Genomic DNA, 15,985 nt, shown 5'->3' with positions numbered 1-15,985 from the left:
CACCTCACTTAACAGGAAGGGGGGCGCAAAGCCCCGCCCCCTTGGCATCGCCGCAATTTTTTATTCAACACTCAGACCAGAGGTCTCCAGGAACTGGTTAAAATACTCCTCGCCAATGTATGCGGCGGCCTCTGTCCAGGCGCTCTTGGCTGCTTCCTGGAACTCATTCAGTGCAGCGTCATCCAGCTCATTGACTTCCATCAGGCCCTTCAGCTCCTCCAGCGTGGCATCGTTCTCTGCATGCCAGGCTTCGCGGGCATAGGTTTCGGATTTTTGAGCAGCCTCTTCAAACGCAGCCTGAATTTCAGGGTCTAGACCCTCAAACCAGTCATTATTGACAAACAGGCCTGCAACAGCCACCAAATGGTTGGTAATTGTCAGATAGTCCTGCACCTCGTAATAACGGTGCTGTAAAATGGTATCAAGCGGGTTTTCCTGACCATCCACAGTGCCCTGCTGCATGGCAGTGAACAGTTCAGAGAATGCAACATTTGTCGCACTGGCTCCCAGCGCCTTCATTCCCATCATATGGAGCTGGTTGGACTGTACACGCATCTTCAAGCCAGACATATCGGCAACGCCGGTAATGGCATGCTTGCTGTTCGTCATATTGCGGGGTCCCAGGATACCATAGGTGAGATTTTTCAAATTGGTATCTGCGGTAAACTGCTCATTCATCATGTCACCCGCAGGACCATCCAGCAGTGCGCCCATCTCATCAAAATCCTTCACTAGATAAAATAGGTCCAGCGGCATATACGCTTTAGAAAATTCTCCACAGGAAGTCGTGGTAAAGTCCGTCATCTCGATGTTGCCCATTTGCAGGTTGCCCAGCACCGCGTCTGCGGTACCACCGACGCTGCCGTTCATAATAAACTGCACCTCAATCTGATCGCCCAGCGCATCCTTCAGCCATTTCAACATCATGACATAGCCGCGGGTGTATGCCTGTCCATAAAGCGTATCCTCTGAGGCCATGGTAGCGTAACGGATTGTAACCTTATCCGGATTATCGGAAGGAGTCTGAATGTATGCGTAAATGTCCTGATATGGCGCGTCATCTGCAACAGCGCCTTGAACCGCTGTGCTATTCCCGCTTGTATCAGTGGTACTGTTGTCAGGAACTTCCGCACTCTCAAAGCCGCATCCAGTGGCAGCCAGGCCAAGCGCCATACATAGCACAAGCAAGAGCGCAATTCTCCTCAAAAAGTTTCTTTTCATACGATTTTCCCCTTTCCATATATGTTGCTTGCTTCTTTTTTCGATATCTGGTTCTGCAAACCGGGTCCGTGAAAGAAACGCGGCATCCCTCCTATCTGAAACACTGCTTCTTTTTACATCCATGCATCACAGGGAAATGTTTTCTTTTATAAACAGCGCTTTGGCAGATCAGCAAGTCTCCCCTCCGAGATACCATGATCAACCTGCAAGATAGCTATGATATATGAAAGCGTTTGTACTCATTTCCCTTCCTGTGTTGCCATTGAAGATGTATTTATCATAATGTTCCTGTGTGTATTACAAAATACTGCAAACGTAGTATTTTGGCCCCTTTTTAGGCAAATCAACCTATTTTCTGTTAATTACCCAATTTTTCTTTAGCATTTTTGTTATTTTTGACAAATTTTTGTCCTTTATGCAGAAGCTCCCTTTTATGCGGTAAAGGGCTGCGGTAATTGCCGCAGCCCTCCTTAAGTCTGGTTGTCCTATTTATGGGAGACACCCATCAGATCCGCCAGGTTTGCATGACAGTCTAGCCTTCCCTCAATCACCGGTGTCTTCGCGGAAAACATTGTGCTTACTCCGGGCCCATGCCCCATTAAAATACAGTCGCCATGAATCACAACCCCAATACTAACGGCTCCTTTCAAATAGCCGCGGCCATAAGTATTATCGCAGTTCTCCAGCAGTACAATGTCCCCATAGCGCAGCCGGTCCAAATGTAGCCGGCGAATCTCCTCCCGGTCCGCCGTCATGATATCATAATCGCCCTTGACTGCGCTAAACTCCCCCATTCCGCTTCCCATCAGGTGCGCGGGAATCCGGGCCGCAACCGGGATTACCAGCCTGCCATCTTCCACCATGATATCCATCTTTTCAAACAGCTGCGGGTCTACACTGATGCAGTGCACTGTGTCCTCAAAACCCTGAATCTTCATCCCCCGGCCCTGCATGCGGACCTGGACCTTATCCTCCACGGTCATCTTTTCCAGAGTCTCTCGAGGGAAGTAAATCAGCAGATCATCTACGCCGCCATGAGAGCCGGTGACAAACCCCTTTTCTCCTTTTGCGGCACCGGAGATCACGGTGGCCGGATTGCCGATGCAGGAGAGCAGGTTCAGGGCATTGTTCTCCTCCTCCCCCGGGTTCTTGATGCTGACGCCGGGCTCCACATGGTCTCCCTCCATACTGTAAACACTGTCTCCGATTTGGACATTCAGAGTAATAGATCCCATTCTCGGCAGAATCATAGGGACTCCCTCGTGGCTGATCTGCCAGGGCATCAAGCGCAGATATGGCTGGCGAACCACCCCCATTCCATACTGAATGACCAGTCTCTCCGCATTACATATTGCCTTTGTACGCATGGGTTGCTTCCTCACTTTCTTTTTTATAAACCGGGTGTCCTGTTTGCTAACGCCGCTTCTTCAGGACAAAATCAAGAACGTCGGTCTATATTCCGGTTTTTTTATAAAATCTCTTTGTAATTTCGACGAAAAATGCTATACTGATTTCAATTGGGTTCCTATGGCCTTGTTTGGCTGGCCTGAGACCCTCCTCTTGTTTTCTGCAGCACACCACAGGTACGGCAGGTTGTTTATCCACAGAAAGGAAGTACTATGACCACCTCAAGCCATGCTTTAGATGAGTTGATTACAACGCCGCAGCAGGATCAAGCTCTTTTAAACATTTTTCGCTATCCACTGACTATCATTGCCGCGCCGGACGGCTACCGCAAGGTCTCCATCCTCAGACACTTCGCGGCCCAGCACGGTGCTCTCTTCGTCTGGGTTCGCCTTTTCTGGAGCCAGGAATCCGGCGAGGGCTTTTGGAGGGAGTTTGTCACTGCCATTGGCAAGCTCTCTCCCACTGTTGCCAGAGAGATGTCAAAATTTCAGTATCCGGACTCTTTTGAGGCTTGTTCCACGGTTGTCGGTCTTCTGGAAGGGCTATGCAGGGACGGGCACCTCGTGATTGTTCTGGAGGACTTTGACCGCGTGGAAACGCAGAGGGTTGATAAACTCCTGCAACGTATGCTGCAGTGCGCCTCCAGCCAGTTCCATCTTGTCACGATCAGCCAGAGCCCGCCGCTTTTGTACAGCGATGGTTATCTGCTCTTTCCGGACTGCAATTTTATCGGCAAGGACATTTTGCAGTTCAGCAGGGAGCAGACAGACCGGCTGGCCACTTCCCTCAACAAGCGGTATGCCGCCTCAGACTCTTTCTGGCTGGCGGAGTATACGGGAGGGTGGCCGCATCTGATTGTCTATATCCTTTCGGAGTCCCGTGACAAGGTTTTAAACCGCTATTACGCCGCGCGCCTGGCCTCCCAAATGTACAGAATCGCCTTTTCCCGTGAGCTGGACCCGCAAATGGCGGATATTCTGCTGGTACTTTGTGAGCTCCAGCAGTTCACGCTGGAAGATGCCATTGAAATTCTGGATAAATATGAGGATGCCGACACCATCCATCAATGGCTGGACACTCTGGCGGCGGAAACCGTTTTTCTCAGCCGCCAAGAGACCACCTATATCATGTGTCCCTCTGCTGTTGAATTTTTGCAGGAGGAATCCCGGAAGGTCCACTCCTCCATGGTCCGGATCGGGCTGCAGAACATCGCCTTGAAATACTTTTCCGCCGGCAGTCCCTCCCTGGCCATCTCCCTGCTGTTTCGGCACCATGATCTGGACGGACTGCTGAGCCTGCTGGATCAGCACGTGGTGGAGGAATTCAGTGAGTTGGTCATCACAACGCTTTTCCAGTGCAGCGAGGATATTGGAATTCCCCAGATGGCGGTTCACCCCATCGCTGTTTGCCAGATCGCCTTCATCCTTTTGAAATCGGACCTCTATGCGCAAACCGGCATCCGCCTTCTGGAGAGTCTGCGGGAGTATACACTTCATACAGAAACCTTGTCCTATGACCGGGAGGCCGTTCTTGGCCAGATTGAACTGACGCTGGCCAACCGGCAGAGCGGGCAGATTTACTCAAAGGGGCTCATTCGGCTGACCGCCGCCTCTCCTCAGGGAGGTGTCTATCCCTCCTGGATTGCACCGAGTCTTCTCGGAAGTGTCCACAGCTCTGTTGGCAGTATGGTGGAGGAGGTGGCTGCGTTCCAGTCCCTTTGCGCTTCGGACGGGGCTGATTACCTCTCCCCCATCAAGTGTGCCAACATCACCCAGGCGGAGTACCAGCTGGAAACTGGCTATCCCTCCAAGGCCATCTACTATGCCCTGGAGAGCATCACAGATTCTGACCGCAAATCCGCCAGCCTCATCTCCCTTGTATAATAAGTTTCAAAGCAAATATTTCAGGTATCAGCAGGCTCTGAGATGCCCGTGATACAATAGCTGTAGGACAGCAGGGTCAAGTTCTATCATCTCCAGTTGAGCCAAAAGGCTACTTCAGTTTGAGTCTGTTCCCCTGAGCCGGAAGTTAGCTGCAAACTCATTGGCTGTTTGCCAGAGATAAGGTCGCCCTGTTGGCAGTGAGGGCTATCGCATTGACCAACTCTGGAATGATTCTAATAAGCAAGGGTGAGGATGCTCCGGTTATCATGGGTATCTCAAAGCCTGCTGGCCTGAAATCTCCACATGGGGAGGTGAAAATTGTGAATCCACTATTCGTTGGCATTGATGTGAGCAGCAAGAACAATGTGGCCTACCTGATGAAGCCGGACGGCAGCAAGCACTCCAATTTCTCTGTGCAAAACAATCTTGGCGGTGCTAAGCTGTTGTCAGAGAGAATCGTGTCGGCACTTCGTTCCATGCAGCTCAGCGATGTGGTGATTGGCCTGGAGGCCACCTCCATCTACGGGGACAGCTTGGTCTACGCTCTTCGTGAGGATGGCAGCCTGGGGGCGGTTTCAGAGGAAAATCCATGTTCTGAATCCCAAGCAGGTGCGGAAGTTCAAGGAAGCCTATTCTGACCTGCCAAAGAACGACTGGGTGGACGCCTTTGTGATTGCCGACCATCTCCGTTTTGGCAGAATCAACAGGGAGGTCTACATGGACGATTACCGCTACAAAGCCCTGCAAACCCTTACCAGGGCCAGATTTGATGTTATTCAGAATTTGACCCGTGAAAAGCAGCGGTTCGCCAACTACTTATTCCTCAAATGCTCCGGCATGGCCCAGGACAAAGACATTCAGAACACCAGCGCCACTACTATTGCGCTCATGGAACAGTTTGAAACTGTGGATGACCTGGCGAACGCCAATCTGGATGAACTGACTGTCTTCATTGATGAAAAGGGCAGGAACTTCGCTGACCCAGCAGCAAAAGCTAAGGCTATTCGCAGTGCAGCCAGAGATTCTTACCGTCTGCCAGTTACCGTGAACAACTCTGTAAACCAGGCCATGGCCGTATCTATTGCTTCCATACGGGCTTTAGAGAAGCAGGTCAAGGTTTTGGACAAGGCCATTGAACACCAGTTTGAAATCATCCCGAACACGCTGACATCCATCCCCGGTATTGGCAAGGTCTACTCCGCTGGTATCATCGCTGAAATTGGCGATATCCACCGCTTTGAATCCCAAGCCTCTGTCGCCAAATACGCTGGCCTTGTCTGGAACAGAAATCAGTCTGGTGACTTCGAGGCGGAGCATTCCAGGATGATTAAATCCGGCAACCGCTATCTCCGTTACTACCTGCTGGAAGCAGCCAACTCTGTGAGAAGATGCGACTCCGAGTTTCGGCGCTACTATAACCTCAAATTAAAAGAGGTCAACAAGTACCAGCACAAACGAGCACTCGCTTTAACTGCCAGAAAACTGGTTCGGTTGGTCTTTCGGCTGCTGAAAGACAACCGCCTGTATATCCCGCCGGAGGGCTGAGCACACCGCTTGCCGCTCTGACGAAATCGCCCTGTTTCAAAAACTCAGGGGGCAGGGTTTAGATTTGTGTTGCCTTTTTGCTACCTACACAGTGCTTTTTACTCTGTTTCGCTTAATTTTTTTCTTCCTCACCCACTTGACTTCATACCATTGGACTCTATGCGTATTTCATTATTGGGAAGGCCTCTATCATGAATGGCGACCCAGCCAAGGCTGAGGAGCTGGCCGACCGGATTGGTTCCATGTTTTCCTCCTCTCGGGACGCGCGGCTCTCCAGCCTGAGCGATATCTGCCGCGGATATATTTATACTTGCCTAGGTCAGTGGGAAAAGGTCCCTGAATGGATTCACAGCGAGCACGCCAATCGCCTCTCTCAGCACTCCTCCTACGCTTATATTATCATTGGCAGGATGATGCTTCACCGGAAAGATTTCATTGGCTTTGAGATGATGTCCAAGCAGTGGTTAAAGGTGCTGAAAAGCAGCAGTAATCTGCTGACAGAAATCCACTATCGGATTGAAAAGGCTATTTCCGCCTATGCTCTCTACGGCACCGCCCAGGCAGTGACAGAGCTCAGCGCCGCTTTATCCCTGGCTCTTCCTGACGAAATCTGCGCTCCATTTGCAGAGAACGGGAAAAAGCTGCTTCCGATTCTTCAATACGCCATTGCCAACCACTTCATTGACCTGCCGCTGTCCTACTCCGACCGGCTGAATTCATTGATGAGCCATGTGATTTGCAGTCCCACGGATATCACTGGGGAAGGAGCCTCTTTGACTCCCCGGGAGAAGGAAATTCTCTCTCTCCTGTGCAAGGGAATGAATTACCGGGAGATCGCCAACACGCTAGTCATCTCGCAATTCACAGTACGCAAGCACATTCAGAATATTTATGCGAAGCTCAATGTAAGTGATCGTGTCAATGCACTGATTCGCGGCAAGGAGATTCTGTTTGACAGCGACCTGTAGCATTTGCCGCAGTATGGGGATGCGCCGAATCCACTGCTATTTTACACCGGTTTTCCCCAGTTGATAATACTCTCTTTGCAGTAACTTTTTTCAAGAGCAATTTTTGCTGTTTGGCACGCGCAAAAACGCAGGAGGCGGGTCGAAAATCCGCCTCCTGCTCTATTGGGTAAGAGACTCCCCTACTTTAAAAAAGCTTAATCTGTGGCGGCGGCAGCTCCTTTGCCAGTGCCCTCTGTAGTGGGAATCCCGATTCACCAGGCTGTGGGAAAAGGCGAAGCCTCATTCCTGAATCATTCAGACATCCGTATCAGGGGCCTTTCCACTGAGGGGCAAACCCTTCCGCCACCTATGGCCGCTCCGCTCCAGAATAAGTCCTCCCCAAGCGCCCTTGCCAGCAGGACTCTGAAACTCAGCGGCAATGGAATCGTTTTTCAGACCTTTCATCGCTACGGTTGTCCCAGAAGCAACTGCGAGTGTCCAGATATGGCTGGACAACGCCTTTTTTGAATAGACAAATACACCATTTTGCCCTTTACATACCGTTCATGATGCATCATAATAAGTAACAAAATAAGTAACAAACTCTTTTGAAAGGAGGATGCCTGCGCCATGCAGAATGCCGTTCGGCCTGCGGCCTGTCCATTCGGTTCCCATCGCAGCATTGACCCTGAGGGCACACTGCCCCACCTGGCCTGGAAATTGGACACATCCCTTCCCATTTTTGAAAACGAGCTTCTCATTCGCATGAAAACTCTGAATATCAATGCCGCCAGCTTTTCTCAGCTGCGGTTGGATGCCAACGACGATCCCGCTCAGCTGGTTCAAAAAATCTGCAGCATTGTCTCCATGCGGGGCAAAATGCAAAATCCCATCACAGGCTCTGGCGGCACTTTGTCCGGTGTTGTAGAGGAAATCGGCCCTTGCCATCCCGCCTTTGGCATTCTCAAGCCTGGAGATGAAATCTGCACGCTCATCTCCTTGAACCTGACGCCGCTTGTGATTGAGCAAGTAAAGAGCGTGGATATGTATACTGGCCAGTTGGAGGTGGACGGGTACGGCATCCTCTTTGAAACCGGTCTCTATGCCCGGATTCCGCCCGCAGTCCCCGCCCATGTCTTTCTGCCCATCGTAACAGAGGCTGGCTCCGGCTATCAGGCCAATCTGCTTTGCCGTCCCGGGATGGTGGCGATGGTCGTGGGCGCAGCAGAGAAGGTCGGTCTGGTCAGCCTGTTCTCTCTTCGCCAAAAGCTGGGCAGCACCGGCCTTCTCATCGCCGTGACCATGCGCCCCGAAATTCTGCCGGAGCTTCAAGAGCTGGATATTATAGATCGTGTTCTTCTGGTAGACGACAGCAATCCTCTCACCGCCTGCCGCCAGATACAGGACGCTCTGGGAAATCTGCCCATTGATTTGATCGTGGATTGCAACAGTCTCCCCGGCTCTGAAATGCTCAGTATCCTTGTGATCCGAGAACAGGGAACCGTCTATTTTGCCAATCCTGCCGCTCATTACTCCGTGGCCGGCCTGGGGGCCGAGGGCATCGGTAAGGAGATGAACCTTCTTTTTTATCGGGGTTATATCAAAGGCCACGTAGATTTCTGCACACAGCTTCTGCGGCAATATCCTGCCCTGGCTCAATGCTTTCAGCCCCGCTCCTGTTCAGGCCGCTCTCAGACCCTTTATTATTGTCAGGAAGAGCGAGGTGCTCATCCTGATAATCTCCCTGCCAATATTGTGATCCATGGCCCGGAGATGACGGAGATTCTACGCATCGCTAAGCGAATTGCGGCCTTTAACACCACCGTTCTCATCACTGGGGAAACTGGTACTGGAAAGGATGTCGTCGCCAACATCCTGCACCAGTTCAGCAGCCGACGGGATAAACCCTTCATTAAAATCAACTGCTCCGCCATCTCTGAAAACCTTTTCGAATCCGAGCTCTTCGGCTATGAACGCGGCAGTTTCACCGGTGCCCTGAAGGATGGCAGAGCCGGCTATTTTGAAGAGGCCAACCACGGGACATTGTTTTTGGACGAAATTGGCGACATGTCACTCTCCAGCCAAGTAAAATTGCTGCGAGTCCTCCAATCCAAAGAAGTTGTCCGTATCGGCAGCAGCAAGGCCGTCTCTGTGGATGTCCGTGTGATTCTGGCTACAAACCGGAATTTGAAAAATCTGGTGGACCAGGGGCGCTTCCGCGAGGATTTATATTATCGTATCAATGTTGTGAACCTGTATGTGCCTCCCCTGAGAGAACGAAGAGATTCCATCTTCCCCCTAGCCCAAAACTTTCTCCAGCAATACAGCGAGAAATACGGGATACAAAAGCACTTTTCCCCTCACGCCAAAAATGCTCTCCTTGAGTACACCTGGCCTGGAAATATTCGGGAAATGGAAAATATGATTCAACGCCTGCTGCTATGCTCCGAGAAAAGTGTCATCACGGGCGAGGATCTGCGTCAGGAGTTTCAGAAAAACGAATGCGGCAGATGGGAGTCCCATCCCCGGCAAGCGTCCAGAGCAGATGACGAAGAGTCCCGATACCGCGCCGCGGCTGCCATGTGCCATTCCACTCGGGAGATGGCCAAGGCACTTCAAACCAGCCAATCCACCATCGTCAGGAAACTGAAGAAATACGGTCTCCAACTGATGGACACTTAACATCTTTGGTCGAGTCATCTGAACCAAATCGAGTCATATAGTCGAGTTAAAAGACTCAACTATATGACTCGATTTTTATTTTTTGCATGCTTGGATACCTGGAATATGAAGTTTTTCCTTGCTCATCTTGTTCTCAGGTCATTTTATGTCGTAAATCTACACAAAAAATCTCTTTCTAAATTGTTCATTTCTAAAGATAAAATTTGCTTCTTCCTGACAGCCCTTTAATTGGCACAAAATTTGCTTCTATAGTTAAACAAAGGCAGGGCAACCAAAAAACACCCACAGTGATCGGTTGGTGAAATCATGAAACGAAGTCATACTACCAGTACCCAAGAGAGCCAGAAACCATGAGAAAAACAATTTCAAATGTCTCCATGTCCGCTATGGTGCTGCTGTATCTGCTGGATGTCCTGCTTCCCTTTTCCCTGTCCAGCGCCGCATCTGTTGCGGCAGCAGTCGTCCTAGCTGTAAACCTTCCCTTCATAGGCAAGACCTTCCGCCTTCCGGCCTGGGCCTTTTTCCTGATCGGCGCAGGGGTGCTGCTTGCGTGCCGCGCCCCCCTTGGTCAATGGTCCCAGGGGCTCCAGTCCATGATGAAAACAGCGGTCATCCTCATTGTTATGCAGAGTCTCTCCCTGGCGATGGGGCGGGGCGGCTATGAGGCGGCCGTGGCGGAATGTCTTCGGTCTGGTACCAAAAGCCTCGTGAGTCTCTTCTGCCTGGTCATGCTCCTGGCTCATTTGCTGGCCAGCATCATGAGCCTTGGCTCCGTGGTTGTTATTCTGGCCGCCATCTCCCCCGCTCTGTCCAGCCGCCTCACAGGGAGCCACCGCTTTATGGCCTCTTCGGTATCTTGGGGCTACTGCACACTCTTTCTTTGGGCCCCGGGGACTGTCACCGTTTTAATGAGTATGCAGATATTTGGTCTCAGCTGGCAGTCCTATTTTCCTCCAGCCTTTGCTCTGTCGACTTTAGGCTTAGCATTAGGTGTAGGAATCTCTTTTCTTCGTTTTCATGGGCAAACCCTTTTGGGGAACCATCCGCCTGCTGCTCCTGCCGCTTGGAAGCAGGTGAAACGTCTGATCCTGATCCTGATCGTCATCGTGGCGGCCATTACCATTTTGGAACGCTTGGGGTTCAGCACCTCTACCGGTCGGCTATTGATTACGATTTTGATCGTTGCTGCTGTTTGGCTGTTGGCTCAGGGACGTGTCCCGGAGATGCCGTCGGTATTTCAGCTCTGGTGGCAGGATTACCTGCCCCGCAATCAGGACCTCTCTGCCTTTTTCCTCTCCATGGGCGTCTTTTCAGCTGCAATTCAATACTCCGGCTTTGCCGTGAGGCTCACCGACTTCTGCGCAGCCCGCCAGGATCTGCTTGGCTCCCTGGTCCTGCCACTATTGCCCATGAGTATTGTAGCCTTTTCTCTGGTGGGACTTCACCCTTTCGTCTCTGTATTGATGGTGGGTCCCATCCTGGCAGAAATGATCCTGCCGGTGTCCTCCCTGCAGTTGGGTCTGGCGATGTCTCTTGGCTGCTGCCTCTCTTATATGCTCTCCCCCTTTGCAGGGCTCATCCTGACTCTGTCCCAGGAGCTGCGAGAATCACCCGCCCGTATCTGCCTGCGGGCAAATCTTCCCTTTGCGATTCCCTATTACCTGCTTGCTACCCTGGTCATCATCCTGATCGATTAAATCCGGTCAGCGATTTATGAAATTTACCATATATAACAATATATAAGGAGATGAAATCGTTTGTTGGTTTTTGACAAGGCATTTCTCAATGGAAAAATCTACACCATGGATGAGAATCAAACCTGCGCCGAAGCGATGTTGGTCCATGGCGGAAAAATTCTGGCCGTAGGATCAAATGCGGAAATTTCTGCTTACCATGTACGCGAGCAGGTGGATCTGAAGCATCAGCCGGTGCTTCCCGGACTCATCGACACACACTGCCACATTCCCGAGATGGTGGATGACAGCAGAAAGGTTGATCTGGCCGGTGCCCAAAGTATTCAAGAGGTTATTGACCTGATGTCCAAGCGCCTTTCCACACTGAAGTCTGGTCAATGGCTCCTGGGCAAAGGACTCTCGTCAGCACTTCTCGCTGAACAGCGGCTGCCCAATCGCTACGATTTGGATCAGATTAGTACAGAAATCCCAATCTATATCATGTCCTTTGATGGACATAGTTATATGGGGAACAGCAAGCTGCTGGCAGCTACCGGAATCGAAAAGGGCTATCAGCCATTACCTGGTGAAATTGTAGAGCTGAATGAAGCCGGAGAGCCCACCGGGATTTTCAAAGAAACTGCCGTGAATGCCCATATTATGCAGAACTGTCCTCCTCTCTATGCCGATGACGGCGACGCAAAAAATGCCATCCGGGATTGTCTGCTTGAAAGCTCCAAGCGAGGTTACACCACGCTCCACGCTATCTACGAGTTCTCCCCCTCTTCTCTAGGACGAGCCCGTTTATATCAGGAAATGTCCCAGGAAAAAACTTTGCCTATGCGGATCAATATGTGCTACTGCGATTGCTATGAAAACAGTATGGGCATTTCCTCCGGCCTCGGAGGTGAAATGGTTCGCTTGAGCTCCTGTAAATTCTTTGCAGACGGCGCCATGTCTGAACGCACCGCTTTTCTTTCTCAGGAATATGCGGACCAACCTGGTTGGAAAGGTTGCATGGTGCTGGATGAGGCTTCGTTTTGTAAACGGGTTGAACGGGCATACTCTCTGGGAAACGAAGTTGCCATTCACATCATTGGTGATGCTGCTCTGGACATTGTGTTGGATTTGGTTGAACGTATTCAGGACCCTGCTCGCAACACCCAGTTTGAACTGATTCACTGCGCGGTGACACGACCAGATCAGTTGGAGCGAATGAAAAAGCTTCCTGTTATCATCAACAAGCAGCCCATCTTTATCCAAGCTCCCACCACACTAAATGGCGAAACAAAACTAGGCAATCTGAATCGCTATTATCATGGAATCAAATCCTTCTTTGATGCAGGACTCTGTGTCACCGGGGGCACGGATGGTCCCCTGGGAGATATGGACCCCTTCCATGGAATGGGATGCGCTGTAACCCGCCAGTCTTTTGACGGTAAAACTGTTGTCAATCCACAGGAATGCATTGATGTCTTCTCTGCAGTGAAGATGTTCACCGCCAACGCCGCCCGTGTCGGGCACGAGGAACGGATCAAGGGTACTTTAGAGCCCGGAAAGTTAGCCGACTTTATTATCCTCAATATGGATATTTTTCAGATTAATCCTGAGGAAATCAGTAAAGTCAGTGTTGTTCAGACCTATCTGGGAGGTGAGCCATTGTACGAATAACCCCGCGTGCATTTCATAGATCAATTTAAAATGGAGGAGAAGAAAATGAAAAAATGGTTTGCATGTATCATGTGTTTTGTAATGATGCTGGGTTTGGTTGCCTGCGGAGAAGATGCCAACGTGGAAATTCCAGATGAAGTATCCGGCAAAAATGATTCCTCTGCGGAGTATGTGATCAACCTGGCCTCAACCTCTTTGCCCGGGCAGGCTCCTACCATGGCTGAGGAAGATTTTATTGCCGAAGTTGAGGAAAAAAGTGGCGGCCGATTTGAGTTTGTCGTTCACAACTCCTCCTCCCTGGGCACTGATGAGGATATTCTTCAGCAGGTAATCGACGGCACTCTCCAGATCAGCAGCGTCGGAGGCACTACTTTCAGCATGTACACCCCGTTGCTGGAAGTCCTCACCCTGCCCTTCCTGCTGACCAATTATGAGAAGGAATACGCCGCTCTTACCAGCGACGAATATCGGGCTATCTGTGATGCCGTAGGTGAACAGCTGGGTATCAAAATTTTGTTCACTAGCGAGAATGGCATCCGCCATTTTGCAACCACTAGCAAGCCAATCAACAGCGTGGCTGACCTGAAGGGGCTCAAAATTAGAATTCCTACCAGCGACGTTTTGGATGCTACCATCAAGGCTCTTGGTGCCAACCCTGTCACCATTCAGTATTCTGAGCTATACTCTGCCTTGCAGAACCATGTAGTGGATGGAGAAGAGGTAAACTACACCACTCTGGCCGGCCAAATGCACTATGAGGTTGTGGATTATATTACTGAGGTCGGTATGTACTGTTTTCCTGGCATCAGCATTGCAAATCTGGACTTCTGGAATAGCCTCAGCCCCGAGGATCAACAACTCATTATGGACGCCGGAGACCTGGCTATGAAGAATACTTTTGAGAAATACATCCTGGAAATAGACGAGACTTCCCGGGCGAAGTGCGAGGAAAACGGCATGCAAATTACAGTTTTGGACGACACCCAGCTTAGGGAGTTCCAGGACGCCACTGCCCATATTGTGGACGAGTATATGGCCAAGGACCCCCTGATCGCGGATTTTGTGGAGATGGCCCGCGGTCTGGCATAAATACCCCGCGTCTTCTTGCCGCGCCCGATTCCAGTCTGGTGCGGCAGGGGACGCAGATCGAAAAAGGAGGGCACTCATGCTTCAAAAATACAATGCCGCGATGGATTGGATCTGTCAGATCATCAAGTACTTTTTGGCAATCCTGATCGCTGCCACTATTATTGTCTCTTTCGTCGAAGTCGTCCGACGCTACTTATTTGGCCAAGTTTTTAGCTGGTCTGATGAATTCCAACGTTTTGCCATGGTCTATATCGGTATGGTGGGCGGAGCCGTCAGTTACCGTTATGGAGAGTTGGTGGGGTTTGACTCTTTGCTGAATCGTTTTACTCCCAAGGTACAGTTTCTTCTTGGCATTGTCACGGATTTGTTCAGCCTGGTACTGCTGGTAATCTGTCTGGTCCTCAGCATTCAGACTATTACAGCCAGGAGCACCCAAATTGCAATCTCTTCCGGACTGAAAATTCCCATGACTGTCCCTTATGCGGCCTTTGTAATCGGCTTTTCTCTGATGATTTTGTTCTGTGTATGCAGCCTTGCCAACCGAATTGCCAAGTACAAAGCCGTCGCCTTTAAAAAGGAGGGCACCTAAGTTGATTGTTGTTCTGATTTTTGTCGTATGTCTTTTGATTGGCATGCCAATTGCTTTTCTGTTGGGGCTTACTGGTGTTGCCCATATCGCCTATATGGGAGATATGAGTTATTTTGGTGCGATTATCAACCGGATGTTTGCTGGGTTAAACTCTACGGGCCTTTCTGCCATTCCCTTCTTTATTATCGCCGGCGAAATGATGAATGAGGGAGGCATCACTAAGCGCCTTTTCGCCCTGTTCCGCGAACTGGTGATCCAGATCCGGGGTGGGCTTGCCTATGCGGTGGTCATTGTCTCCGCCGTCTTGGCCGCTATTCTCGGTTCTGCCAACGCAGTCTCCTCTATTCTCTGTAAGGTCGCAATTCCTGAAATGAAGGAAGATGGCTACACAGAGGAATTCAGCGGCGCGCTGATTGCTTCCTCCGCCGTACTTGGCCCGATTATTCCCCCCAGCACCACATTTGTCTATTACAGTGTTCTGACGGGTGTCTCTGTCCGTTCCCTGTTTCTGGCCGGTATCGTACCTGGAATTCTGCTGGCCCTTGGTTTTATCGCCGTGATCTTTGTCAGTGGTAAGATCTTCAATCTCTATCCTGCTCCCAGTAAAACATTTTCCTTCCGCCGTGTCGGGAAAGCCTTTGTGGAGGCCATTCCTGCCTTGTTGATTCCTTTGATCATGATGGGCGGTATTTTGACCGGGATTTTCACCCCAGCAGAATCCGGCACTGTGGCTGTAGTCGCCTCTATCATTGTCGGTCTACTTTATAAGACGCTGGATCTCAAAAAGCTTCCCGCCGCTCTGATGCGGGCCGGCATGGTCTCTGCGGCGCTGCTGATTATCATTTCCTTTGGCAACATCATGAGCTGGACTCTGGCGATTGCCGGTGTCAAAGAGGTGGTCATGTCCACCGTGCTGGCTATCACTACCAACAAGTATCTGATTCTGCTGATCTGCATCCTCCTGATGGTCGCAGTGGGCTGTGTCATGGATGCCACTGCTGCCATGCTGGTGTTCATCCCTGTCCTCACCCCTCTGGCAGATCTCATCGGTATGGACCCTGTGCACTTTGGCCTGCTGTACTGTCTGCTGATCACGGTCGGTCTAATTACCCCGCCCGTGGGAATGACCTTGTTTGTCACCTCCAATGTCTCGGGTATCAGCTTCTCCAAAATCTGCCGGGCCGTGCTTCCCTTTGCCTTTGTTGCCATGGCAATTACTATTGCCCTGGGCTATCTGCCCCAGGTAGTCATGCTGTTGCCCAACGTTTTTGCATAAGG

The 15,985-nt window shown here is 50.8% G+C and carries 12 protein-coding genes; 10 read left to right on the top strand and 2 right to left on the bottom strand.

The genetic code is table 11. The features are described from left to right. Positions 1-60 precede the first annotated feature (60 nt). Positions 61-1,182, bottom strand: coding sequence for a TRAP transporter substrate-binding protein (locus tag KJS55_RS11045; protein WP_228300568.1), 1,122 nt, complete (start codon positions 1,180-1,182; stop codon positions 61-63). A 524-nt stretch (positions 1,183-1,706) separates the two neighbouring features. Beyond that, entirely contained in the window at positions 1,707-2,588 is an 882-nt protein-coding gene (locus KJS55_RS11040; RefSeq protein WP_213543347.1) for a DUF4438 domain-containing protein, read from the bottom strand. Between the two features lie 252 nt (positions 2,589-2,840). On the opposite strand from KJS55_RS11040, the gene KJS55_RS11035 reads away from it, so the two are divergent. The 10 genes from KJS55_RS11035 to KJS55_RS10995 all read left to right on the top strand — a co-directional run bounded on the left by KJS55_RS11035 (position 2,841) and on the right by KJS55_RS10995 (position 15,983). Next, the gene (locus tag KJS55_RS11035; protein ID WP_213543346.1) at positions 2,841-4,511 is read left to right on the top strand and encodes a hypothetical protein; all 1,671 of its coding nucleotides are present in this window, start codon (positions 2,841-2,843) and stop codon (positions 4,509-4,511) included. A 320-nt stretch (positions 4,512-4,831) separates the two neighbouring features. Continuing rightward, positions 4,832-5,149 carry an IS110 family transposase gene (locus KJS55_RS17455; protein WP_229600199.1) on the top strand — a complete coding sequence of 106 codons (318 nt, stop codon included), beginning with the start codon at positions 4,832-4,834 and terminating at the stop codon, positions 5,147-5,149. Then, the gene (locus KJS55_RS11030) at positions 5,067-6,056 is read left to right on the top strand and encodes an IS110 family RNA-guided transposase (protein WP_229600198.1); all 990 of its coding nucleotides are present in this window, start codon (positions 5,067-5,069) and stop codon (positions 6,054-6,056) included. The genes KJS55_RS17455 and KJS55_RS11030 overlap by 83 nt, the downstream gene beginning before the upstream one ends. Positions 6,057-6,247: 191 nt before the next feature. Then, entirely contained in the window at positions 6,248-7,024 is a 777-nt protein-coding gene (locus KJS55_RS11025; protein ID WP_213543345.1) for a response regulator transcription factor, read from the top strand. A gap of 609 nt (positions 7,025-7,633) precedes the next feature. Then, positions 7,634-9,685, top strand: coding sequence for a sigma-54 interaction domain-containing protein (locus KJS55_RS11020; protein ID WP_213543344.1), 2,052 nt, complete (start codon positions 7,634-7,636; stop codon positions 9,683-9,685). 350 nt (positions 9,686-10,035) lie between these two features. Beyond that, complete coding sequence (locus tag KJS55_RS11015; RefSeq protein ID WP_213543343.1) at positions 10,036-11,382, top strand: hypothetical protein; 1,347 nt, start codon at positions 10,036-10,038, stop codon at positions 11,380-11,382. Positions 11,383-11,442: 60 nt separating this feature from the next. Next, positions 11,443-13,029: an amidohydrolase gene (locus tag KJS55_RS11010; protein ID WP_213543342.1), complete on the top strand. Its 1,587-nt coding sequence runs from the start codon at positions 11,443-11,445 to the stop codon at positions 13,027-13,029. Positions 13,030-13,074: 45 nt separating this feature from the next. Beyond that, complete coding sequence (locus KJS55_RS11005) at positions 13,075-14,118, top strand: TRAP transporter substrate-binding protein (RefSeq protein ID WP_213543341.1); 1,044 nt, start codon at positions 13,075-13,077, stop codon at positions 14,116-14,118. Between the two features lie 76 nt (positions 14,119-14,194). Continuing rightward, a complete protein-coding gene (locus KJS55_RS11000; RefSeq protein WP_213543340.1) occupies positions 14,195-14,707 on the top strand; it encodes a TRAP transporter small permease in 513 nt (170 codons plus the stop codon). Between the two features lies 1 nt (position 14,708). Beyond that, entirely contained in the window at positions 14,709-15,983 is a 1,275-nt protein-coding gene (locus tag KJS55_RS10995; RefSeq protein WP_228300520.1) for a TRAP transporter large permease, read from the top strand. The last annotated feature ends 2 nt before the right edge of the window (positions 15,984-15,985 follow it).

Origin of the sequence: Pusillibacter faecalis, assembly GCF_018408705.1 — a bacterium.
Taxonomy (GTDB): Bacteria; Bacillota; Clostridia; order Oscillospirales; family Oscillospiraceae; genus Oscillibacter; species Oscillibacter faecalis.
Note: the sequence above shows the minus strand (reverse complement) of the source record. Positions and strands in the feature narration are given on the sequence as shown.